At 69.0% G+C, this 22089-nt stretch carries 13 protein-coding genes; 10 read left to right on the top strand and 3 right to left on the bottom strand.

Annotation, left to right across the window (positions count from 1 at the left end):
- Positions 1 to 144 precede the first annotated feature (144 nt).
- The gene (locus KY661_RS26630) at positions 145 to 1485 is read left to right on the top strand and encodes a LysM peptidoglycan-binding domain-containing protein (RefSeq protein WP_225412902.1); all 1341 of its coding nucleotides are present in this window, start codon (positions 145 to 147) and stop codon (positions 1483 to 1485) included.
- A 3-nt stretch (positions 1486 to 1488) separates the two neighbouring features.
- On the opposite strand, the gene solA is transcribed toward KY661_RS26630, so the two are convergent.
- Both solA and KY661_RS26620 read right to left on the bottom strand, forming a co-directional pair.
- Positions 1489 to 2613 (bottom strand): N-methyl-L-tryptophan oxidase, encoded by a 1125-nt coding sequence (gene solA / locus KY661_RS26625; protein ID WP_225412901.1) that lies wholly within the window; start codon positions 2611 to 2613, stop codon positions 1489 to 1491.
- 9 nt (positions 2614 to 2622) lie between these two features.
- Entirely contained in the window at positions 2623 to 3294 is a 672-nt protein-coding gene (locus tag KY661_RS26620) for a glutathione S-transferase family protein (protein ID WP_225412900.1), read from the bottom strand.
- Between the two features lie 139 nt (positions 3295 to 3433).
- Here KY661_RS26620 and KY661_RS26615 point away from each other — a divergent pair, with 139 nt between their 5' ends.
- From KY661_RS26615 to KY661_RS26585, 7 genes are all read left to right on the top strand, one after another.
- Positions 3434 to 4609, top strand: coding sequence for a lactonase family protein (locus KY661_RS26615; RefSeq protein ID WP_225412899.1), 1176 nt, complete (start codon positions 3434 to 3436; stop codon positions 4607 to 4609).
- 335 nt (positions 4610 to 4944) lie between these two features.
- Positions 4945 to 5271, top strand: coding sequence for a thioredoxin (trxA, locus tag KY661_RS26610; protein WP_225412898.1), 327 nt, complete (start codon positions 4945 to 4947; stop codon positions 5269 to 5271).
- 45 nt (positions 5272 to 5316) lie between these two features.
- Positions 5317 to 5664, top strand: coding sequence for a BP74-related protein (locus KY661_RS26605; RefSeq protein WP_225412897.1), 348 nt, complete (start codon positions 5317 to 5319; stop codon positions 5662 to 5664).
- Positions 5665 to 5752: 88 nt separating this feature from the next.
- On the top strand, positions 5753 to 11029 hold the full coding sequence (locus KY661_RS26600) for a trifunctional serine/threonine-protein kinase/ATP-binding protein/sensor histidine kinase (RefSeq protein WP_225412896.1): 5277 nt from the start codon (positions 5753 to 5755) through the stop codon (positions 11027 to 11029).
- Between the two features lie 47 nt (positions 11030 to 11076).
- Positions 11077 to 12558 carry a chondroitinase-B domain-containing protein gene (locus tag KY661_RS26595; protein ID WP_225412895.1) on the top strand — a complete coding sequence of 494 codons (1482 nt, stop codon included), beginning with the start codon at positions 11077 to 11079 and terminating at the stop codon, positions 12556 to 12558.
- A gap of 150 nt (positions 12559 to 12708) precedes the next feature.
- Complete coding sequence (locus KY661_RS26590; protein ID WP_225412894.1) at positions 12709 to 15756, top strand: Kelch repeat-containing protein; 3048 nt, start codon at positions 12709 to 12711, stop codon at positions 15754 to 15756.
- 163 nt (positions 15757 to 15919) lie between these two features.
- Positions 15920 to 17185: a hypothetical protein gene (locus tag KY661_RS26585; RefSeq protein WP_225412893.1), complete on the top strand. Its 1266-nt coding sequence runs from the start codon at positions 15920 to 15922 to the stop codon at positions 17183 to 17185.
- Positions 17186 to 17237: 52 nt separating this feature from the next.
- Here the strand turns inward: KY661_RS26585 and KY661_RS26580 are convergent, their stop codons facing one another.
- Positions 17238 to 17759 (bottom strand): hypothetical protein, encoded by a 522-nt coding sequence (locus tag KY661_RS26580; RefSeq protein WP_225412892.1) that lies wholly within the window; start codon positions 17757 to 17759, stop codon positions 17238 to 17240.
- A gap of 395 nt (positions 17760 to 18154) precedes the next feature.
- Between KY661_RS26580 and KY661_RS26575 the strand changes: the two genes are divergently transcribed.
- Positions 18155 to 20362, top strand: coding sequence for a glycoside hydrolase family 15 protein (locus tag KY661_RS26575; protein WP_225412891.1), 2208 nt, complete (start codon positions 18155 to 18157; stop codon positions 20360 to 20362).
- A 269-nt stretch (positions 20363 to 20631) separates the two neighbouring features.
- Positions 20632 to 22017, top strand: a complete 1386-nt coding sequence (locus tag KY661_RS26570; RefSeq protein WP_225412890.1) for a DUF2156 domain-containing protein — start codon at positions 20632 to 20634, stop codon at positions 22015 to 22017.
- Positions 22018 to 22089: the final 72 nt, after the last annotated feature.

Below are 22089 nucleotides of genomic sequence, written 5' to 3'. Positions count from 1 at the left end.
CCCAGCACGCGCACCGGGCCCTGAACCGGGGCCTCCTCACGCTTGCCTGCCTGCTGTGAGGCCCCCGGCCGCACTCCGGGTATGGCGGATCTCTCGGGCGCGAACTTCTGCTTCGGGCCATTTCCGGGTAATCCTTGGGGCTGCGTGCGTCTTCCACTCTTTCTCGTCCTGATCTGCGCCGGCTGTGCCGTGCGTCCCGTCCACACCGTCCGCGCGGCGGCGCCCCCGGAAGCGGCCCGTGCGGAAGCCCCCGCCGCGGTGCCCACCGCCCCGCCTCCTGGAGAGCCCCTGCCCGCGCAGGAGGAGGTGGCGGCCGCCAGCCCTGTCCCATCCGAGCAGGCCCCGGAGGCCGTGGCCGCGGAGGACGCGGACGCAGAGGAGGAGGAAGGCGGCGAGGACGAGGCCGGGCTGGAAGAGGGCGACGAGGGAGAGGCCGGCGAGGCGGCCGCCAACCCGGGCGTGCCGGGGCTGCTCTACACCGCGGACCTGAGCGACGAGGAGCTGACGCGGCGGTGGAAGCAGGAGCCGCAGTCGCTCGGCTCGGTGTCCGTGGGATTCGTGGAGAGCGGCCGGTTGATCAACGGCATGCGCTTTCCGGACGGGGGCGCGGACTGGATCGTCGTCTCGCCGGAGAAGACGTACGCCACCGAGGAGACCATCACCTACGTCTCCCAGGTCATCCGCGCGGTGCGCGCCGAGCACCCGGATGCGCCGGCCCTGCGGGTGAACCAGATCTCCGCCAAGGAGGGCGGCTACATGCGCCCCCACAAGAGCCACCAGAGCGGCCGGGACGTGGACCTGGGCTTCTACTACCCCACCGTGGAGCCGATCCGCGCCCGGGACCGGGAGAACCACATCCACCTGGCGCGCAACTGGTCCCTGGTGAAGGCGCTGCTGGCGCACGCCGACGTGCAGCTCATCCTGGTGGATCGCCGCGTCCAGAAGGTGCTCTACGAGTACGCGCTGAAGGCGGGTGAGGACAAGGCGTGGCTCGACTCGCTGTTCCACGCGGGCTTCCAGTCGATCATCCGCCATGCGCGCGGGCACCGGGACCACTTCCACGTGCGCTTCTTCAGCCCGCGGGCCCAGGAGCTGGGCCGGCGCCTCGCCCCGCTGCTGGCGCTGCAGCCCGAGCAGAACATCGCCATGCACCGGGTGCGCTCCGGGGACACGCTGGGCGCCATCGCCCTGCGCTACAACTCCACCGTGAACGGCCTGCGCAAGTCCAACCGCCTCCGGGGCAACCTGCTGCGCATCGGACAGGTGCTCTCCGTGCCCCTGCGGGGGCCGTGCACGCGCTGCCCGGTGCCCCCGCCCGTCGTGTTGCCCCCGCGGCGCCTGGCCGCGGCCCCGGCGCAGACGGGCACCCTGGCGGCCGGCAAGCCCATGGAGGCGGTGCCGGCCACCGGCCAGTCCGAGGAGCCCCCCGCCAGCGAGGAGCCCAAGCCGCAGAGCCCCACCGTCGTGGGGACGCCGACGTCCTGACGTTCAGGCCAGGCGGGCCAGGGACCAGCGCGACACATCCCACGGCACGGGCTGGTCCGTGGCCTTCCACGCCGCGATGCGCCCCAGCAGCACGGTGAACTTGAACCCGTGCCCGCTCAGCCCGCCGAGCACCGTCACCCGCGGCTCCCCGGGCAGGGAGTCCACCACGAAGTCGTGGTCCGGCGTCATCGTGTAGAGGCAGACCCGCTCCAGCACCACGCGCGGGGACAGGCCCGGCAGGTGCGCCGCGCAGGCCTGGCGCAGCGGCTCCCGGTCATCCGCGTCCCGGATGTCCCGGTCCACCGCGTCAGGCAGGGTGGGCGTGCCCGGCTGGTGCCACGCCACCTTCACCCCGGGCGCCTCCCCGTCATACGGGAAGCCGTAGAAGTTCGTGGCGAAGTCGATCCACACCGGCAACCGCCCCGCGCCGAACTCCTCCAGCGGCGCCGTGGGCTCGAAGTGGCAGTACACCTGCCGCGTCACCGTGAACGGCAGCGGGACGAACGGGGAGAGCAAGCGCGCCGTCCAGGGGCCCGCCGAGACCACCACCCGGTCGAACCCGAGCACCTCCCCGCCCTCCAGCACCAGGTCCACGCGGTCCGCGCGCGGCTCGAGGGCCACCACGCGCGTCCCCGCACGCACCTGCGCCCCGTGCGCCGTGGCCAGGCGGAGGTTGGCACGGACGCAGGCGGAGGCCCGGAGAAAGCCCGCCTCGGGCTCGAATACCGCCGACTCGCCCGGCAGCAGACGGAACGCGGGGAACCGCCGCGCGCAGGCGGCCGGGTCCAGCTCCTCGAAGCGAACGTGGTTCTCCCCCAGGGCCCGGCGGATGGCCGCCAGTTCCGGGTGCTCCGCGGGGCCGAAGAACAGCCCACCGGTGCGCCGGAACAGCGGCTCGCCCGCCTCGCGCTCCAGCGCGTCCCAGAGCGGATATGCCTCGCCCATCAGCGCCGTGTAGAGCCCGTCCGTGTACGTCTTCCGGATGATGCGCGAGGTGCCATACGAGCTGCCCCGGTCATGGTCCGGCGCGAACTGCTCCAGCACCGTGACGGCGTGCCCCTCGTGCGCGAGGAACCGCGCCGCCGCGCTGCCCACGCCCCCTGCGCCCAGCACCGCGATGCGTGCCATGGCGGTGCCTCACATCCCCATGCTGAAGGGCCCACCCTTCTGCAGGGCCCGCTGGTAGGCAGGCCGCGCGTGGATGCGCTCCAGGAAGGCCCAGAGCTTCGGCCGGCTGGCATCCAGCCCCGCGCGCCCGGAGGCCGCCTCCAGGGGGAAGCTCATCTGGATGTCCGCGGCGGTGAAGTCCTCGCCCGCGAACCACGTGCGCTGGCTCAGCTCGCCCTCCAAGTAGTCCAGGTGCAGCTTGATCTGCGGGCCGACGAACGTGTTCTGCAGCTTGTCGGCCACCCCGCGCACGATGGGGCGCACGAAGAAGGGCGCCGGGGCGCTGCGGATGCGCGCGGCCACCAGGCCCATGAGCAACGGGGGCATGGCCGAGCCCTCCGCGTAGTGCATCCAGTACGTGTAGCGCAGGCGCTCGGGGCTGCCCTCGGGCGGCTTCAACCGGCCCTGCCCATAGCGGTCCACGAGGTATTCGACGATGGCCCCGGACTCGGCGAGCGTGTTGCCCCCGTCGGTAATGACGGGCGACTTGCCCAGAGGATGGATGGCCTTCAACGCGGGCGGCGCCAGCATCGTCTTGGGATCGCGCTCGTAGCGCTTCACCTCGTACTCGATTCCCAGTTCCTCCAGGAGCCAGAGCACCCGCTGCGAGCGGGAGTTGTTGAGGTGGTGGACGAGAATCATGGGGACCGTGGCCTTTCCGGTGGAACGTCGAGCAGCGATGCGGGCCCCCCTAGCACAGCGGCGCCGCTTCGCTGGTACCTGAAAAGCCCTCTGCATGGGATTACTGGAGGTTCCGGCCTTCCCCGGCTCTAATCCGTCCATGAGCCAACGCAACCTGACACGCCGCCACTTCCTCTACCTCGCGGGCCTGGGCACCGCGGGAACGCTGGTCGCCTGCGGAGACGAGAAGACCCCCGAACCCCCTCCCCTCCCCAAGGAGGTCTGGGTCTACGTGGGCACGTACACCACGGGCCAGCAGAGCCAGGGCATCTACCTGTGCCGGTTGGACCTGGAGACCGGTGCCCTCCAGCAGGTGGGCGTTACCCCAGGGGTGACCGACCCGTCATACCTGGCCGTGGACAGCCAACGGCGCCACCTCTATGCCGTCAACGAGTTGACCACGTTCGAGGGCAAGCCCAGCGGCGCCGTGAGCGCCTTCGCCATCGACCCGGACACCCACGCGCTGACCTTCCTCAACCAGCAAGCCTCCCAGGGCGGGGCACCCTGCCACCTGGAGGTGGATGCGGAGGATGGGTTCGTGCTGGTGGCCAACTACGTGGGGGGCAACGTTGCCGTCCTGCCCATTCAGGAGGGAGGCCGCTTGGGCCCCGCCGTCGATGTGGACCAGCATGAGGGCTCGGGGCCCGAGACAAGCCCGCATGCCCACCAGATCCGGCTGGATGCCGGCCAAAAGCATGCCCTGGTCCCGGATCTCGGAACGGACAAGATCATGGTCTACCGGTTCGACGCCGGGCAGGGAACCCTCACCCCGCATGCGCCCGCGTCCGTGTCCACCGCGCCCGGGGCAGGCCCCCGCCACCTGGCCTTCCACCCCAACGGCCGCTTCGTCTTCAACATCAACGAGCTGAACTCCACCCTCACCGCCTTCGCCTATGACGGCGAGCGGGGCGCCCTGACGCCCCTCCAGACCGTCTCCACGCTGCCCACGGATTTCACAGGCGCGAGCTATTGCGCGGACATTCACGTCAGTCCGGATGGCAAGTTCCTCTATGGCTCCAACCGTGGGCACAACAGCATCGTCGTGTATGCCATTGGGTCCGCTGGTGAGCTGACCTACGTGGAGCACGTGTCCACGCAGGGGAATTGGCCGCGCAACTTCGCCATCGACGCCACGGGCTCGTTCCTGCTGGTGGCCAACCAGCGTTCCCACTCCATCGTGACGTTCCGGCGGGATGCCCAGACCGGCAAGCTGACGCAGGTGGGGGCGCCCCTGGAGGTTCCCGCCCCGGTCTGCCTGCTCCTGGTACCGGCGTAGGCGCCCCGCGGGGCCCTCACTCCCGGAAGGTCGCGTCGCTGCGGTCCAGGTCCGTGGCGAGCGGCTCGCTGTACAGCAGGCGGTTGCGGTGCCGGATTGAGTTTGGGCGTGGCCATGTCATCCACGTAGACCTTGAGGTTGGACCCCACGGCCACCACGCGCACGTGGTGGGCCACCTGCGGTCCAGACACACTCTTCCTGTGCTGTCAATTCAACAAAGATCTCAATGGTGCGGTGCCGGGCGGTGGGCCCATAAAGCGCCGCGAGCCCGCCCTAAAGGGCAGATACCCAATCGGGCGATCCAATCCTACACCTTGAACGCAATGCACCCCAACATGAGCGATCCCTGCATTCACGTGTCAGAGGCGAGCTTCGATGAGGCCGTGCTGAAGGCCCAGGCGCCGGTGCTGGTCGATGTCTGGGCCGAATGGTGCGGTCCCTGTTCGAGGCTGGCTCCGCTGCTGGAGGAGCTCGCCGGTGAGTATGCGGGCCGGTTGACCATCGCGAAGCTGAACATCGACGAGAACCGGGACATCGCACGCCAACATGGCGTCCAGCGCATCCCAACGCTGCTGCTGTTCAAGGCGGGAGGAGTCGTCGCGGTCAAGGAGGGAGTGCCCTCCAAGCCACAGTTGACAGAGTTCCTGGCCGCCCACCTGTAGTCACGCAGTCAATCCAATCACTGACATCACCCGAAGGAGATACGCATGGCCACCCCCCGGTATTTCTCATTCATGCAGCGGCAGGACCAGGAGTTTGTGTTCGAACTGACCGATCCCGAGAAGATTCAGCAGGCCCTCGACATTCTCTCCGGAAAGGAGACGTTCAAGGTCCACGTCATGGGCAAGCTCGTGAAGAACAGGAGGCCCTACAACCCCAAGTGGGACTACCACCTCGATCCCGCCTCCATCAACTTCTTCGCGGTAGCCATTGAAGTGTGTGATGCCGACATGAGCTACGTGCAGGACCATCTGGACGAAGCGGGGGGCGCTTTTCTCCCAGGCTTCTTCTGGTGTCCGTGGAACTCCAGGCTGGTGAGGGAAGTCACCCTCTGACGCCACCGCCCGCAGGAAGAGCCAGCCCGCTTGCCAGGGCCACAGCCTTCCAAGGAACGTGGCCGCCTGGGAGTATCCTACGCAGCGGATGTTCTCCCTTCCTGGCTACACGCTCCTTGGAGCCCATAAGGCGACCCCCTCCCACCTGCTGCTCCGCGCGGTCAGGGACCTGGATGGCCTGCGGCTCATCCTGAAAACGCCCGTGGCCGCGGCGATCGGTCCACGGGAGCGGGAGCGGTACCGCCGCGAGTTCAGCATCCTCCAGCGGATCCGGGACATGCCGGGCGTGCCGCATGTCTACGGCTGCGAGCAGCTCCCCGATCGTCCGGTGCTGCTCCTGGAGGATGTCGAGGGCCAGCGCCTGTCCGAGCTCACGGCGGAGCCCTTGGAGGTGGGGCGCGTCCTGGCGCTGGGCATCTCCCTGTCCTCCACGCTCGCGGAGCTTCACCGCCGCGGCATCATCCACAAGGACGTCAAGCCCGCCAACATCTACCTGGCCGCCTCGGGAGAGACGCGCCTCATCGACTTCGGCAGCGCCAGCTTCCAGCGCGTCGAGCACGTGGATGCGCTCCTCTCACCGCACATCGAAGGGTCCCTGGAGTACATGTCTCCCGAGCAGACCGGGCGCATGAACCGCCCGGTGGACTACCGCACGGATCTGTACTCGCTGGGCATCACCCTCTACGAGCTGCTCACGGGCAGCCTGCCGTTCCACGGGAGGGACGCGCTCGAGTGGTTCCACGCGCACATGGCGCAGGCCCCGGTGCCGCCCCTGGAGCGGGTGCCGGGCCTGCCGCCGGTGCCGTCCGCCATCATCCTGAAGCTCCTGGCCAAGGTGGCCGAGGAGCGCTACCAGAGCGCCGAGGGACTGAGGGCGGACCTCGCGCGGTGCCTGGAGAACCTGAGCCGGGGCGTGCACGAGGAGTTCCTGCCGGGCCTGCAGGACTACTCGCCGCACTTCCAGCTTCCCCAGCGGCTCTATGGGCGTGACACGCACGCCACCGCCTTGCTGCAGGCGCTCGAGCGGGTCTCGCTCGAAGGCCGGCCGGAGCTCGTCCTGGTCCGAGGCTACTCCGGCATCGGCAAGTCCGCGGTGGTGCACGAGCTGCACAAGCCGGTGGTCCGCCAGCGCGGCTTCTTCCTCCACGGCAAGTTCGATCAGTTCCAGCGGGACATCCCGTACGCGCCCCTGGCCCAGGCCATCCGCGGGCTGACGCAGCAGCAACTGTCCGGCACGGACGCGGAGCTGGCGCGCTGGCGCGAGCACCTGCTGAAGGCGTGGGAAGGCGAGGGCCAGGTTCTCGCCGACGTGGTGCCCCAGCTGGAGCTCGTCGCCGGCAAGCAGCCGCCTGTCCCCGAACTCCCGGCCGCCGCGGCGCTGCACCGCTTCAACCGCGTGTTCCGCAGGTTCCTTGGCGTCTTCGCCACCTCCGAGCACCCGCTCGTCCTCTTCCTGGATGATTTGCAGTGGGCGGATCTGGCCAGCCTTCAGCTACTCCAGCACCTGCTCACCCACCCGGAGACGCCTCCGGTGCTGCTGATCGGCACGTATCGCGACAACGAGGTGAGCCCTGTCCACCCGCTGGCGCTCATGCTCGGAGAGCTGCGCAAGACGGGCGCGCGGACGACGGATCTGCAGCTCGATCCCCTGAGCCTCGACGACATCCAGCGGCTGGTGGCCGATACGCTTCCCGGCGCGGGCGCGGAGATTCGCGAACCGCTCTCGGTGCTGGCCCTGCAGAAGACGGGCGGCAACCCGTTCTTCCTGCTCCAGTTCCTGCGCACGCTCAACCAGGACGGGCTCCTGGTGCGCACGCCCGAGGGCTCGTGGCGCTGGGATGCCGAGGGCGTCCGGGACCGGGGCTACTCCGACAACGCCGTCGACTTCATGGTGGGCAACCTGCGCCAGCTTCCCGCCGCCACCCAGCACCTGCTGCGGCTGGCGGCCTGCGTGGGCAACGCCTTCGCCTTGCGGATCCTGCTCCTGCTCTCGCACCGGGAAGACGCCTCGGAGGTGGAGCAGGAGCTGGAGCCCGCGCTCCAGGAAGGCCTGGTGGCGAACACCGGCCCAGAGCAGTACCGCTTCCTCCACGACCGCATCCAGCAGGCGGCGCACGCCCTCATCCCCGAGGAGGAGCGCAAGGCCATCCACCTGCGCATCGGCCAGTTGCTGCTGGCGCGCCTGTCACCCGAGGAGCTGCAGGAGAACCTCTTCGATGTGGTGAGCCAGCTCAACGCTGGGGCCGGGTTGATCTCCAGCCCCACCGAGCGCCACCAGGCCGCGCGTCTCAACCGCGAGGCGGGCACCCGGGCCCGGGCCGCGACCGCGTTCCGCTCGGCCGCCCACTACTTCGCCATGGCCTTCCAGCTGCTCCCTGGAGATCCATGGGAGACGGACCCCGGGCTGTCCTTCCAGCTCCTGCTGGACCAAGCCCGCTGTGAGTTCATGAGCGGCAACCCCGAGCGGACGCGCCAGCTGCTGGAAACCCTCCAGCCGCGGGCCCACGGCCGCGCGAACCTGGCGACGATCTACCGGCTCCGGAGCGATCTCCTCCTGGCCCGGGGCGATTTCCAAGGTTCCTTCTCCGTCCTGCTGGAGGGCCTGTCCCTCGTGGGCATGCCGCTGCCGCCGAATCCCTCCTGGGAGGAGGTGCTCGCGGCCCAGCAGGAGGTGCAGGATCTCCTGGGGGAGCGTCCCATCGCGAGCCTCGCCGGACTGCCTCGCATGACCGAGCCGGACCTGGAGGCGGTGCTCCTGCTCCTGAGTGAGCTGTACGGCTCCACGCTCGTGGTGAGCCCCCACCTGCTCATCCTGCACCTGTGCAAGCTCGTCTCCCTCAGCCTGCGCCATGGCAACTCCCCCGCGTCCGTCCATGCTTACGGCAACTACGGGGTGATCCTGGGAGGGGCTTTCCAGCGCTACCGCGAGGGCTACGCCTTCGGGCAGCTCGCCCGCGAGCTCTCGGAGCGCTACGGCTCTCCCGCCCTCAAGGGCCGGGCGCTCTACTGCCTGGGCCTGCTCACCGGCTGGACCCAGCCGCTCGCCTCCTCGCTGGAGGTCATGCGCCAGGCCTTCCAGCACGCGCTCCAGGCCGGAGACATCCCCATCGCGGGATTCTGCTGTCCCTTCCTCGTCATGAATCGCCTGAACCTGGGGCACGCGCTGGAGGAGGTCGAACAGGAGGCGGTGGTGCGCATGGACTTCGTGCGCAAGGCCGGCGTCGTGGTGGTGAAGGACATCCTCCTCTTCCTCCAGGGCTATGTGCGGCAGCTGCGCGGCCTGACCCCCGTCTTCGGCGCCATGAGCGGCGACGGCTTCAACGAGGAGTCCTTCGAGGCCGGGCTGGCCCCCAAAGGCAGCAGCTTCATCCAGTGTTGGTACTGGCTCATGCGCATGAAGGCGCGCTACCTGAGCGGCGGCTTCGAACAGGCGCGCGAATCCGGCGAGCGGTGTGCCGAGCTGAGCTGGAGCCTGATGGGCCGCTACCTGTTCGCGGAGTTCACCTTCTTCCGCGCCTTGAGCCTGGCCGCCTGCTTCGAGCGGATGCCTCCCGAAGGACAGGCCCCGGCACTCGAGACCCTCCGGCAGGCCCAGCGGCAGTTCGCGCAGTGGGAGGAGAACTGCCCGGAGAACTTCCGCGCGCAGGAGCGGATCCTCTCCGCGGAGCTGGCCCGGCTCACGGGCCTTGAGTGGGAGGCCCTCCACGCCTGTGAGGAGGCCATCCCATGGGCTCGCCAGCAAGGCCTTCCCCAGCTCGTGGGCCTCGCGTGCGAGCTCGCCGCCCGCTTGGGACGCGCGAGGCTGCCCCTGCTCGCGGACGCCTATGCGCGAAAGGCCCGGGAGGCCTACCTGGGCTGGGGGGCTCTGGGGAAGGTGCGGCAGCTGGAGGCGCAGTGGCCCGAGCTGGCCTCCGCCACGGCGGCCCTGGAGTCCGTCACCGGCACGGCCTCGGCACAGCTCGACGTGCTCTCCGTGGTGAAGGCGCAGCACGCCATTTCCGGGGAGATCGTCCTCGACCGGCTGGCGGACACGCTGCTCAAGGTGGCCATCGAGAATGCCGGGGCGCAGCGGGGAGCCCTGGTGCTCCTCCAGGGCGGCAAGCTGTCGGTGGTGGCGGACTCGGCAGCCCCGCCGGGGCCCTCCGGGGCAGACGGGAACGAGGAGAGCCTGCCCTGGACGCTCATCGCCTATGTCCGGCGCACCCTGGAGCACGTGCTCCTCGATGATGCCACCCAGCCCCACGCGTTCTTGGAGCAGGGGTGGCTCGCGCGCACGCGGGCCCGCTCGGTGCTCTGCCTCCCGCTGGTGCGGCAGGAGGAGTTCCGCGGGGTGCTCTACCTGGAGAACAGCCTCGCCACCCACGCCTTCACGCCCGCGCGGCTCGCGCTGCTGGGGTACCTCGCCTCCCAGGCCGCCATCTCCATCGAGAACGCGCGGCTCTACGCGGAGGTGCAGCGGGCCGAGACGGCCCTGCGCCGCGCCAACGACGAGCTGGAGAAGCGGGTGGAGGAGCGCACGGGGGAGCTGAGAAAAGCCCAGGCGCAGTTGTTGGAGACGGCGCGCTCCGCGGGCATGGCCGAGGTGGCCACCAGTGTGCTCCACAACGTGGGCAACGTGCTGACCAGCGCCATCATCAACGTCGAGGTGCTCCACCAGACGTTGAGCGCCTCCCGCGTGGGACGCCTGAAGCAGGTCTCCACGATGCTCCAGGAGCATCAGAGTGCCCTGGCGGACTTCCTGACCCGGGATTCACGCGGCACCTTGCTTCCTGGATACCTGACGAGCCTGGCCAACGAGCTGCTCCGGGAGCAGGCCACGCTGCAGGAAGGGCTGGCTGGGATGACCAAGCACATCGAACACGTGCGGGCCGTTGTCCATTTGCAGCAGACCTACGCCCGGAGCACGCTCCTCCTCGAAGAGTGGGAACTCTCGCAGCTCGTCGAGGACGCCTTGAGCATCCAGATGCCCGCGCTCAAGAGCCACGGCGTCTCCGTGACCCGGCAGCTCGCGTCACTGCCCAAGGTCCGGGTGGACAAGCACAAGGTGCTGCAGATCCTGATCAACCTCATCAACAACGCCAAGGACGCCATGGCCGCGTTGCCCAGTGACCGCCGGATCCTGCTCGTGCGGCTCGAGGCGAAGGAACCCATGGCGCGCATCCAGGTGGTGGACCAGGGCGTGGGCATCGCGCCGGAGATCCACGCTCAGCTCTTCTCCCAGGGCTTCACCACGCGCGAGGGGGGCCATGGCCTGGGCCTGCACTCCAGCGCGCTGGCGGCGCGGATGCTGGGCGGGCGCCTCCTGCTGGAGAGCGACGGACCGGGCAAGGGCGCCACGGCGACGCTGGAGCTGCCCCTGGTCTAGCCCTCCAGTAGACTGGTGGACCTTCCGTAACCCAGAGGTCCTTCCTGATGCTCAAGCCCGTTGCACTCCTGCTGCTCCTCTCCTCCCCTGCGCTGGCCCGGCAGGTCAATATCTCCTCGGTGTCCCAGCTCCAATCGGCCCTCGCGGGCGCTCAAGCCGGGGATGAACTCATCCTCGCGGACGGCACCTATGCGGTGAACGCCAACCTGAACTGCTCGGTGAATGGGACGGCGCAGGCCCCCATCATCGTACGTGCCCAGAACCGGCTGGGAGCCCTCATCCGCTTCAACGCGGTGGAGGGCTTCAAAGTCTCGGGCGCCCACTGGAGCTTCGAGGGGCTCGACATCCAAGGGGCCTGCTCGGACGACAACACCTGTGACCACGCCTTCCACGTCACGGGCCACGCCGAGCACTTTGTCCTGCGCGACAGCCGCGTGCGCGACTTCAACGCGCAGCTCAAGGTGAACGCCACCCAGAACGGAGGCAAATGGGAGATTCCTCACGCGGGGCTCATCGAGCGCAACGAGCTGGCCGACACCAGCCCCCGGGAGACGTCCCATCCGGTGACGAAGCTCAACATCGACACGGGCGACAACTGGATCGTCCGCGACAACCTCATCCGCGACTTCCACAAGAACGGCGGGGACTCCGTCTCCTACGGCGCATTCATGAAGAGCGGTGGCAACAACGGCGTGTTCGAGCGCAACCGCGTGCTGTGTACCCGGGATGTGGCCACCGGTGGCACCCGCATCGGGTTGTCCTTCGGGGGCGGCGGGACGGGCGCTGCCTACTGCGCGCCGAACTTCGATGCCAACAAGCCGTGCGATCCCGAGCACACCGGCGGCACGATGCGCAACAACGTCATCGCCAACTGCTCGGACGTCGGCATCTACCTGAACAAGGCCCGCTCCACCCAGGTGCTCTTCAATACCCTCGTGTCCACGTCGGGCGTGGACTTCCGCTTTGCCTCCAGCACGGGCGCCGCGCACGGCAACGTGCTGTCGGGGACCCTGCGCCGCCGGGACGGCAGCACGTTCGAGGCCGGCACCAACCTGCTCAACGTGAGCACGGCCACCTTCTCCGGCTGGTACCAGGAGCCGCTGAAGGGAGACCTCACGGTTCGAGGGAACGTGTCCTCGCTGATTGGCGCCGCGGCGGCCCGGCCGCAGGTGGTGGATGACTTCTGTGGCCGGCCCCGTCCAGCCCAGGGCGCGTACACGATGGGAGCCCTGGAGCACTCGCTCGGGGATTGCGCGGGCTGGCCCCCCGATGGGGGCAGCACATCTCCCGGCGACGGGGGGACGGACGGGGGCGTGGACGGAGGGGTGGACGCGGGTACCCCCTCGCCCGTGGACGCAGGGGGGACCAACGATGGGGGACCGGGCGCGGAGGGCCCTTCCGAGGAGGAGGAGGAGGCTGCCAGTGAATCCGGCTGCTCCGCGAGTCCGGGGGTGAGCGCCACGCTCCTGCTCATGGCCCTGGGGCTTCTGGCGTTCTCCCGCCCCCGGCACGCGCCCGGCCGGAAATAGCCCGCCTCCCGGCCAGCGTGGATTCGCGCAGGTAACAAAACCGCGCGAGCCCGTCTTCTTCTCGACTGCCGTGGAGACCCGGCCCTGGGCCGCCCTCCCCGGCAGGCAATGCACCCGCCTCTCAGAGGAGAAGACACCGTGAAGAGAAGTATGAAGTTCGGAGCCCTCGCGCTGCTGCTGGCCGGCGGCTGCGTGGACTCGAATCCGGAGCAGCTCGCGCCCTCCCCCTCGGCTGCTCCCTTCCGCCCCTCCACCCAGGCCCGTGCCATCGGCACGGTCACCACCTCCGAGGAGACCGGCTGGACCCAGGCGGGCCACCTCGGCGCCCCGCTGCTGCAGCACACCGCCACCCGGCTGCAGGATGGCCGCGTGCTCGTCGCCGGCGGCTACACCCAGCGGGCCGAGCTGTTCAATCCAGCCACCGGCACCTGGGCCCCCACGGGCAATGCGCCCGCCAGCTATCGCGGGGCCACCGCCACGCTGCTGCCCTCGGGGAAGGTGCTCGTCACGGGCGCCAACAGCAACGGCATCTCCGCGTCGCTGTATGATCCGGCGAGCGGCACCTGGACCGCGACCGGCAGCCTGGCGGCGCCGCGCTACCACCACACCGCCCTCCTGCTGGCCAACGGCCAGGTGCTGGTGACGGGTGGCACGGCCAGCGAGAGCGGCACCACGCCGCTGGGCTCGGCCGAGCTGTATGATCCGGCCACGGGCACGTGGACGGCCACGGGCTCCCTGGTGGGGGCGCGCCACCACCACACCGCCACGCTGCTGCCCAACGGCCAAGTGCTGGTCGCCGGTGGTGGGAACGCCTCGGGCCGGCTGAGCTCGGCCGAGCTGTTCACGCCCGCCACGGGTACCTGGACGAGCGTGAGCGCCCTGGGCACGGCCCGCTCCAGCCACACCGCCACGCTGCTGGCCAACGGCCTGGTCCTGGTGACGGGCGGCGCCTTGGACGGTGAGCCCTCCACCCGCGCCGAGCTGTTCAACCCGGCCACGGGCACGTGGACGGCCACGGGCCCCCTGCTCCACCCCCGCCGCAACCACACCGCCACGCTGCTGGCCAACGGCCGCGTGCTGGTAACGGGCGGCTATGATGATTCCGCCGGCATCCAGACCGCCGCGGAGCTCTATGATCCGGCCCGCGGTGTGTGGGACGCCCTGCCCTCCATGGGGGTGTCGCGCTACCAGCACACGGCCACGCTGCTGGCCAACGGCCGCGTGCTCGTGGCTGGCGGCTTCAGCACCGGCGACCAGACCTCCTCCGAGGTGTTCTCCGCCACCTACGTCGAGGTCACCCTCGGCACGGGCACCGGCTGGGAGCTGATGAACATCAGCGGCGCCAACACGGACAACAGCGAGCTGCCGGCATTCGACTCGAACGTGTACGTGGTCGGCGACGATACCGGTATCGCCCACGCGCCGATGCCCGGCGCGCTCCGCACGAAGCTCGCCGCGTCGTCCGCCAACCGGTCGACGGTCTTCATCCTCGACAAGAAGATCCTCGACGAGATTCACCTCTCCGAGCAGCAGGGCACGCTCACCCCCTACCTGCAGTCCATCGCCACACCGGCGGAGACCACCCTGCTGGCGGAGGACGACTCGTGCCCGGACGAGGCGCTCGAGCCGAAGCAGAAGACCTGGGACTTCACCAAGTACCTCACGGCCACCAAGGACCTGGGGGATGGCCTCTCGGGCACCATCAAGACGAGCGGCAACCTTGAGGCGAAGGCCACGCTCACGGCGAACGTGAACAAGGTCCGCGCGCGCATCCTCGCCTGGTGCGTGCCCGCGGGCTTCGATCTCCAGCAGGTCACGGTCGATGCCAAGGGGGCCCTCAACTATGGCGCCTCCGTGGAGGGGTCCATCTCCTCGACGAACGGGTGGGCGTTCCCCATCGCCAAGCCGCACCTGGGCAGCATCGCCTTCCTGGCGGGCCCGATCCCGGTCTACATCGGCGTGAACCTGCCCCTCACGATGGGCCTGGACCTCAAGACCACCGTCACCGGGCAGATCAGCTACACCGCCAACCAGAGCATGGGCGTGAACTACAAGGCCACGTGCACGTTCGACGGCTGCACCGACGAGTCGAGCGTCACCGCGCCCACGTCCTCGGGAACCGATGTCGCCGGCAGCATCCAGGGCCGCATCGAGCCGTCCGTGTGGGCGCAGGCCGCCGTCCGGGCCTACCTCTACTCCGAGCATGCGGCCTATGCCCAGGTGGGCGTGCGCCCCTACGTGGATGGCGATCTGTGGGGCTACGTTGGCTACAACTGCGGCGACGCCGATGGCGATACCCAAGAGGAGTTCGTGCGGGGCAGCTACTTCGACCTCAACTGGCGCGTCAACGTCACCGCGGAGGTGAGCGGCCTGTCCATCTTCACCAAGGAGTGGACCAACCTCTGGTCCACCGGCAAGCAGCACATCTACTTCAAGAACCTGGCGCCGACGGTCCCCGGAGGATGGACGCCCTTCGATCCCATGATGGTGGGCTCCGCGAACCCGGGCCAGTACGACAACACCGCCTACAGCATCCGGATGCGCCCCTGCTTCCCGTTCCAGGGTGAAAACGCCATCAACTACGAAGTCAACTGGGGCGACGGCGCGGCCGAGAGCTTCTCGGGCGCCAAGTTCGACACCGTCGCGCTCAAGCGCCACGCCTGGCAGCAGGAGGGCCTGAAGACGGCCAGCGTGAAGGCGGTGAGCGACAGCCACGGCCGCACCTTCAACTCCACGTACCAGCGCACCATCGACGTCTTCCACCAGCAGAACCCCACAGTGCCCCCGGAGTACTTCCGTCAGGTGAACGTGGATGGGCAGATCGATCTCAAGGAGGATGATGGTACCAACAAGTATGCGACCATCTGGGTCAACGACGTCGCCTACCTCGATCCGAGCAACCCGACCGCCACGTTCCACTACTCGCAGTGTGTGGAGGACGAGGTGCGCGGCGAGGTGGATGTGGTCCTCACCCTGCTGGCGGACAATGTCACCGTGCAGGCCAAGGCCACCGGCAAGCTGTTCGAGGGAAACACGGACTGCAATACGGACGATCTGGAAGGTGAGAAGTCGGCCGAGGGGGCGGTGGCGCGGGACGGCTCCCACCCGCTGCAGTTCCGGATCGACAACACGGAATGGCTTTCCACCGACTACCTCTCGCTCAACCTCACCGTGACGAACAACCCGCAGCAGCCGTAGCACCCGGCACTCACCGCACGTGAGCACAGGGCGCGCCGTGGGCTTCGCAGCAGGCCCTCGGCGCGCCCCTTTTTCCCCTGTGTGAAGTGGTCAGACACGGGCCGTGTTGGTAGCCTTCTTCGCTTCTCTTCTGTCTTTTCTGAGAACAGCGAAGGGGTTTTCCATGTCTCAACCGGGTCTAGTGATTGCCGTCCTCGTCGCATGCGCGTCCGCACTCGCGGCTCCACCCGCGCGTTCCGAAGCGGAACAGGCCGCCTCCGCGGCTTCACCGTTCGCGGTGACGCGCCAGCACGTCACCGCCGACATCTACCACTATCAGTTCGAGATCCGCGCCGGCTCCACGCCGAACGCTCGCGTGCGCATCCATCGTGTCGTCCGTGAGATTTCGCCCTGGCGGCCGCGTCCTACCTCGCACGCGGTGATGCTGCTTCACGGCGACTTTGCCAACTTCGTCACGAACTTCGTGCCGACGCTCGGTCATCCCGCGTCACCAGCGCCGGGACTTGCCCCGTATCTGGCGTCCCGCGGCATCGATGCCTGGGGTGTCGATCGGCGCTGGACGCTGCCCACGGCGGACGGTGATGTCTCGGATCTGGGCGGGATGGGCATCGATCAGGCGCTCGGGGATACCGCGGCCGCGCTCGCCTTCGCACGGGCGACACGGACCGTCACCGACCACGATCCGGGCCGGATCGTCCTCGGCGGCTTCTCGCATGGCGCCCAGCTCACCTATGCCTACGCCGCCGCCGATGGCCGCCATGTCTCGGCGATCGCCGCGCTCGACATCTATTACGACATCGCGCCCGAGGACGCCGATCTGCAGGCCCTGGCGTGCGCCAATGCCGCGGCGGAGCGGGAGGCTCTCGCCGAAGGCGTGACGGACTCCAGCAACAGCTTCTTCATCACCGCCGGAGAGCTGGCGCGAAGCGCACCCGATGCGCCGTCGCCCCTGTTCCCGTCCTACACGAACCGGGGCGCGCTGCTCGGGACGGCGGGTTTGACCTACTTGTTCTCGCCGTACACGCCGCTGTACCACCTGATTGCCCCGATCCTCGACGCCGATGGCAACGTGACGGCGGCGCGCGAGTCGTCCGAGGACAGCGTGAGCGCGTGGTTCGCCAGCGCGCCGCCGCACCAATCGCTGCGGGAGGCCGCCGATTTCGACGAGATCTGGTGCGGCACTTCGCAGCGGCCCGGGCTCGCGAACATCCGTGTCCCGCTCTTCTATCTCGGCGCTGCGGGTGGGTTCGGCGACCGCGGCCTGTATTCGGCGGCACGGGTCTCTTCGAAAGACGTCACCACGCTCGTGGTCCGCCGGTTCGAGCCGGATCGCGTCGCCGAGGACTTCGGCCACGGCGACCTCTTGTACGCGGCCGACGCACCAGCGCTCGCCTGGCAATCGCTCGCGGAGTGGTTGCTGCGCCACTGACCAGAATGTCAGACAATACACCCCACCCGCGCCCCTCCTCCTGGCAGGGCAACTAGTATCCGCACTTCCGGGTAATCATCCGGGAGGGCGACTCCATGCCAGCACTGTCACGCACCTTCAGGTAGAGCGTATTCCAGATGATCTCCGTCCGGTCGAAGACCGAAGGGCAGTAGAAACCATTGCTGGTCCCCCCTGCATCCCAGCCGCCCGTGTACTCAGTGCCATCCGGGTACCGGATGCGCTCCTGCCAGAAGTAGGTATATCCCCCGGTACCACCGCTGCCGCTGGCCGTGCAATTGACCTGGGAAGCGGGATACGAGCACGAGAGCGTGGCCGTGGGGCAATCCTGGACAACGGACAGGGTGAGCGTCCGGGGGGCCTCCAGACACGTGGTGCGATTTTCATTGCTGTCGATCACCATCGGGTAGGCCTTCACCTCCACCGTGTGCGTTCCACAGGTGGCCCCCGCACTGCTCATGTACCAACTGCCGGAGTTTCCCGGACGCTCCTCGACAATGCGCAGGACGCCATCCACCCGGTACTCCAGCCTCACGGCGTTGGCGAAAGTCGACACCGCCCAGGCCCCATGTCCCGCGATCTCTCCGCCGTAAGAGGTCATTCCCACCGTGTTCAGAGCCGTCACACTCAAGCCAGAGCACAGGGCGGACTGTTGGGTGCCCACTGCCTCCTCCGGGGCCAAGGTCCCCTCCTCAGGGGCTCCGCAAGCCACCCACATCAAGGCACCCAGAGCAATGCTCAGCGAAGACCGTCTCGACTCTTTTTCCATTGGAAACCCTATCAGACCGGATTACATGTCTAAACTACCAGACACGCACTCCCCGCGCAAAGCATCCCGGCCGTGGCGCCCCTGTTGACTCGTCCATAAAGACGGATGCGTTTTCCCAGGTTGGACTTCCCCGTCGGTCCACCGGCCCCACCTTCGGCTCTACACGCCAGGAGGGGCACCGCATGTCTCCCACCCCCACGCTGAATGCTCCCTGGGACCTGACGCGCGCCAGGCTCAGGACGCCGTCCCGTTGGCCCGTTCTCATTGTATGGCTGTTGCTGTCAGGCTGCGCCGGCACCAAGACCTCCAGCGCCGCAGCCCCCGGCCACCCCGGCAGTCCCGCAGTCTGGACGCCCGCGGACAAGATGGGCTTTGGCACTTCGCGCAGCGAGGCCAGCCGGGTCTGGTTCACGCTGGGCTCCCGGGGCGAACTTACCGAGGTCTACTACCCCACCCTCAGCACCCCGAGCGTACGGGACTTGCGCTTCGTGGTCTCCGACGGCCGCACCTTCGCCGAACTGGAGCACGAGGCCTCCGAGTCCCGTGTCGAGCGGGTGGATCCGCGCAGCCTCACCTTCCGCCAGGTGAACACGGCGCGCTCCGGCAAGTACCGCCTCACCAAGACGTATGTGACGGACCCGGAGCGGCACGTGGTGCTCATTCAGGTGCGCTTCGAAGCCCTCTCCGGCGGGCCCTACACGCTGCATGTGCTGCACGACCCGTCGCTGTCCAATGACGGAATGGATGACACCGGCACAAGCCAGGACCGAGCGCTGCTCGCCACCGATGGCACGTCCGCGAGCGCCCTGCTGGCCTTCCCTGCCCTCACGCGGCCCTCCAGTGGCTACCTCGGCGTGAGCGATGGGTGGAGCGACCTTCAGAACGACTTCACCCAGGACTGGGAATACAACGCGCCGACTGCGGGCAACGTGGTGCAAACCGCCCGGCTGGAGGTGGATGGACAGGACCGCCAGGAGGTGACGCTCGCGCTCGGGTTTGGCACCACCGGGAACGAGGCCCACACGGCCGCCCGGGATTCCCTGGCCTCGGGCTTCGACACGGTAGCGGAGCGGTACACCGCAGGCTGGCATGGCTACCTGGACGGCCTGCCCCGCGCCCCCGCAGGCGCTCAGCCGTGGCAAGCCACCTATGACGTCTCGCTGATGGTGCTGGCGGCCTCGGAGGACAAGACATACCGGGGCGCCTTCGTCGCCTCGCCCAGCATGCCGTGGGTCTGGGGCAACGGGGAGGTGGAGCGGCCCTCCGGCCCCTACCACCTCGTCTGGTCGCGTGACCAATACCAGGTCGCCACCGCGCTGCTGGCCGCCGGAGACCGGGCGGGTGCAGGCCGCGCCCTGGACCATCTCTTCCAGGTGCAGCAGAAGCCGGATGGCTCCTTCCCTCAGAACGCCGAGGTGAATGGCAAGCCGCGCTGGGGCAGCCTCCAGCTCGATGAGGTGGCGCTGCCCCTCGTCATGGCCTGGCAACTGGGCCGGACCGATGCTGCCACGTACACCGCGCACATCAAAAAGGCCGCGGACTTCCTGCTCGCCAATGGCCCAGTCTCTCCCCAGGACCGCTGGGAGAACCAGGGCGGCTACTCGCCCGGGACGATCGCGGCGGAGATCGCCGGGCTCGTCTGTGCCGCGGACCTCGCGCGCCGCAACGGGGACACCGCGTCCGCGGAGCGCTACGAGGCCACCGCGGACTCCTGGCAACAGCAGGTGGATGCCTGGACGGTCACCACCAACGGCCCGCTTGCGCCGACCCCCTACTACCTGCGCGTCACCAAGGACGGGAACCCGAACGCCGCCACCGTGTACTCGCTGGGCGATGGCGGCCCATCCGCCGTGGACCAGCGCCAGGTGGTGGACCCGAGCTTCCTGGAACTGGTGCGGCTGGGCGTGAAGCCCGCGAAGCACCCCGCCATCGTGCAGACACTGCCCGTGGTGGATGCCCAGCTCGGCGTCCAGACACCCCAGGGGCTCCTGTGGCGCCGCTACAACCACGACGGTTACGGCGAGACACGCGAGGGCGGCGAGTGGTTCATCAGCGAGCCTGACACCGGGAAGACCTTCGGGCGGGCCTGGCCCATCTTCGCGGGCGAGCGCGGGGAGTACGCGCTCGCCGCGGGGCTGCCCACCGAGGGCTACCTGGCCACGATGGCGGGCTCCCGGAACGCCGGGGACATGCTGCCCGAGCAGGTCTGGGATGGGCGGCCCCCCACCGGCCAGCCCGGGTTCGTGGCGGGACAGGGCACCTTCTCCGCCACCCCGCTGCTGTGGACGCACGCCCAGTTCGTGCGCCTGGCCTGGTCCCTCCAGGCGGGCTACCCCATCGAGCAGCCCGCCGTGGTGGCCTGCCGCTACACGGGCATCTGCGAGCGGTGAGCCCCGCGGTAGGACACGGCTACCAACGGAGGCGCCCGTCGCCACCTCCGTGGCCACCGTGAAGGCCGTGGCATCGAGCACGCTCCACAGCTCCTTGCTCACCCGCTTGCCCTTCAGCACGCTGCCCTCATTCCACGCCACCAGGAAGTTCGTCCCATCGAAGCCGAAGGCCGGGCTGCTGCCCGTCCCGGCCACCGGGAGGGCCCCGTCCCCCGAGCGACTTTGGCTGGCAACACCTCCGGCGGGGACGTAGCTTGAACGCAAACGACATGACGCTTCCTTCACACCCTTCCGAACCAGACGTGGACGACGCGCGCGAGCGGGTGCTGGTGTTGCTCAAGCGCCACGGTTGGAACGCGACGTCCTTCCAGGTGTTGCAGCCGGGCTTCCGCTACTGGTTCGCGCCGGAAGGGGACGGCTGCATCGCGTACGTGGACACGGGGGGCGCATGGGTGGCGGGAGGCGGCCCCATCGCCGCGCCGGAGCGGGTGCGCGACGTGGTGGAGGGCTTCCACCGAGCGGCCCGGAGCGAGGGGCGGCGCGTGAGCTTCTTCGCCACGGAGTCGCGCTTCTCCCAGCTCGTGCCCTTCGAGGAGCTTCCCATTGGCGAACAGCCGGTATGGGATCCCTCCCAATGGGAGAAGGTGGTGCGAGGCAGCCGCAGCCTGCGTGAGCAGCTGCGCCGGGCGCGCTCACACGGTGTCCGCGTGCGCGAGGTGCCCGCGGAGGTGATGGAGACGGAAGGACATCCGCTGCGCGCGGCGGTGGAGGTGCTGGCGGAGCACTGGCTGGCGTCGCGCCGCATGGCGACCATGGGCTTCCTGGTGGGGCTGGCCCCGGGCGCCTTCGCCCGAGAGCGCAGGGCCTTCGTGGCGGAGGTGGAAGGCCGCGTGGTGGGCTTCCTGTCGGTGACACCCGTGTACGCGCGCGGCGGTTGGTTCCTCCAGGATTTGCTGCGCGAACCGAAGGCACCCAACGGCACGGCGGAGACGCTGGTGGACGCCGCGATGAGGGCCGCAGCGGAGAACGGGCGCCGCTACGTGACGCTGGGGTTGGCGCCGCTCGCGGGTCCGGTGCGGCCGGGGCTGCGGTTCGCGCGCAACGCGGGGCGCCCCCTCTTCGATTTCGAGGGACTGCGCGCCTTCAAGGCGAAGTTCCGCCCCGATGGATGGGTGACGCTGTTCCTCGCCCATCCGAAGGATGAACCGGCTCCATGGGCGGTGTACGACGCGCTCCGGGCGTTCGCGCGCGGAAGCCTGGTGCGCTTCGGGTTGGTGACGCTGCTGCGTCGGCCGCGATTCTTCGTGCGCACGCTGACGGCGCTGCTGGTGCCGTGGACGGCGCTGCTGGCGTTGCCCATGAGCGCGCGTTGGTTCCCGTCGCCGTGGGTACAGCACGGCTGGGTGGTGTTCGACGTGGGGCTCATCGTGGGGCTGCTCATGCTGCTGCGCCGTTGGCGTGACGGGCTGGCCACGCTGCTGGGCAGGCTCACCACGGCGGACGCATGTCTCACGCTGGTGCAGGCCGTCGCCTTCAACGCCGCCCGGGCGAAGGGCCCCTGGGACTGGAGCATCATCGTCGCGTCGGTGCTGGCCCCCGCCACCGCGTCCGCCATGTTGTTGCGCTCGCGTGATCTGCGCGTCCCGGAACCCTAGCCCGGATCGATCACCGGGGGAGGGATCACCGGGTGGGGACCCACCGATAACTGAAGAGTTCTCAGGCACTTC

It is taken from the genome of Allostigmatella hybrida (assembly GCF_020103775.1).
Classification (GTDB): Bacteria; Myxococcota; Myxococcia; order Myxococcales; family Myxococcaceae; genus Hyalangium; species Hyalangium aurantiaca.
This window is presented reverse-complemented; position numbering and strand designations above follow the sequence as displayed.

Bases quoted from the DNA above. Each gene is read 5' to 3' on its own strand.
- solA (WP_225412901.1), bottom strand. From the start codon at position 2,613: ATGGCACGCATCGCGGTGCTGGGCGCAGGGGGCGTGGGCAGCGCGGCG.
- KY661_RS26620 (WP_225412900.1), bottom strand. From the start codon at position 3,294: ATGATTCTCGTCCACCACCTCAACAACTCCCGCTCGCAGCGGGTGCTC.
- KY661_RS26615 (WP_225412899.1), top strand. From the start codon at position 3,434: ATGAGCCAACGCAACCTGACACGCCGCCACTTCCTCTACCTCGCGGGC.
- trxA (WP_225412898.1), top strand. From the start codon at position 4,945: ATGAGCGATCCCTGCATTCACGTGTCAGAGGCGAGCTTCGATGAGGCC.
- KY661_RS26605 (WP_225412897.1), top strand. From the start codon at position 5,317: ATGGCCACCCCCCGGTATTTCTCATTCATGCAGCGGCAGGACCAGGAG.
- KY661_RS26600 (WP_225412896.1), top strand. From the start codon at position 5,753: ATGTTCTCCCTTCCTGGCTACACGCTCCTTGGAGCCCATAAGGCGACC.
- KY661_RS26595 (WP_225412895.1), top strand. From the start codon at position 11,077: ATGCTCAAGCCCGTTGCACTCCTGCTGCTCCTCTCCTCCCCTGCGCTG.
- KY661_RS26590 (WP_225412894.1), top strand. From the start codon at position 12,709: ATGAAGTTCGGAGCCCTCGCGCTGCTGCTGGCCGGCGGCTGCGTGGAC.
- KY661_RS26585 (WP_225412893.1), top strand. From the start codon at position 15,920: ATGTCTCAACCGGGTCTAGTGATTGCCGTCCTCGTCGCATGCGCGTCC.
- KY661_RS26575 (WP_225412891.1), top strand. From the start codon at position 18,155: ATGTCTCCCACCCCCACGCTGAATGCTCCCTGGGACCTGACGCGCGCC.
- KY661_RS26570 (WP_225412890.1), top strand. From the start codon at position 20,632: ATGACGCTTCCTTCACACCCTTCCGAACCAGACGTGGACGACGCGCGC.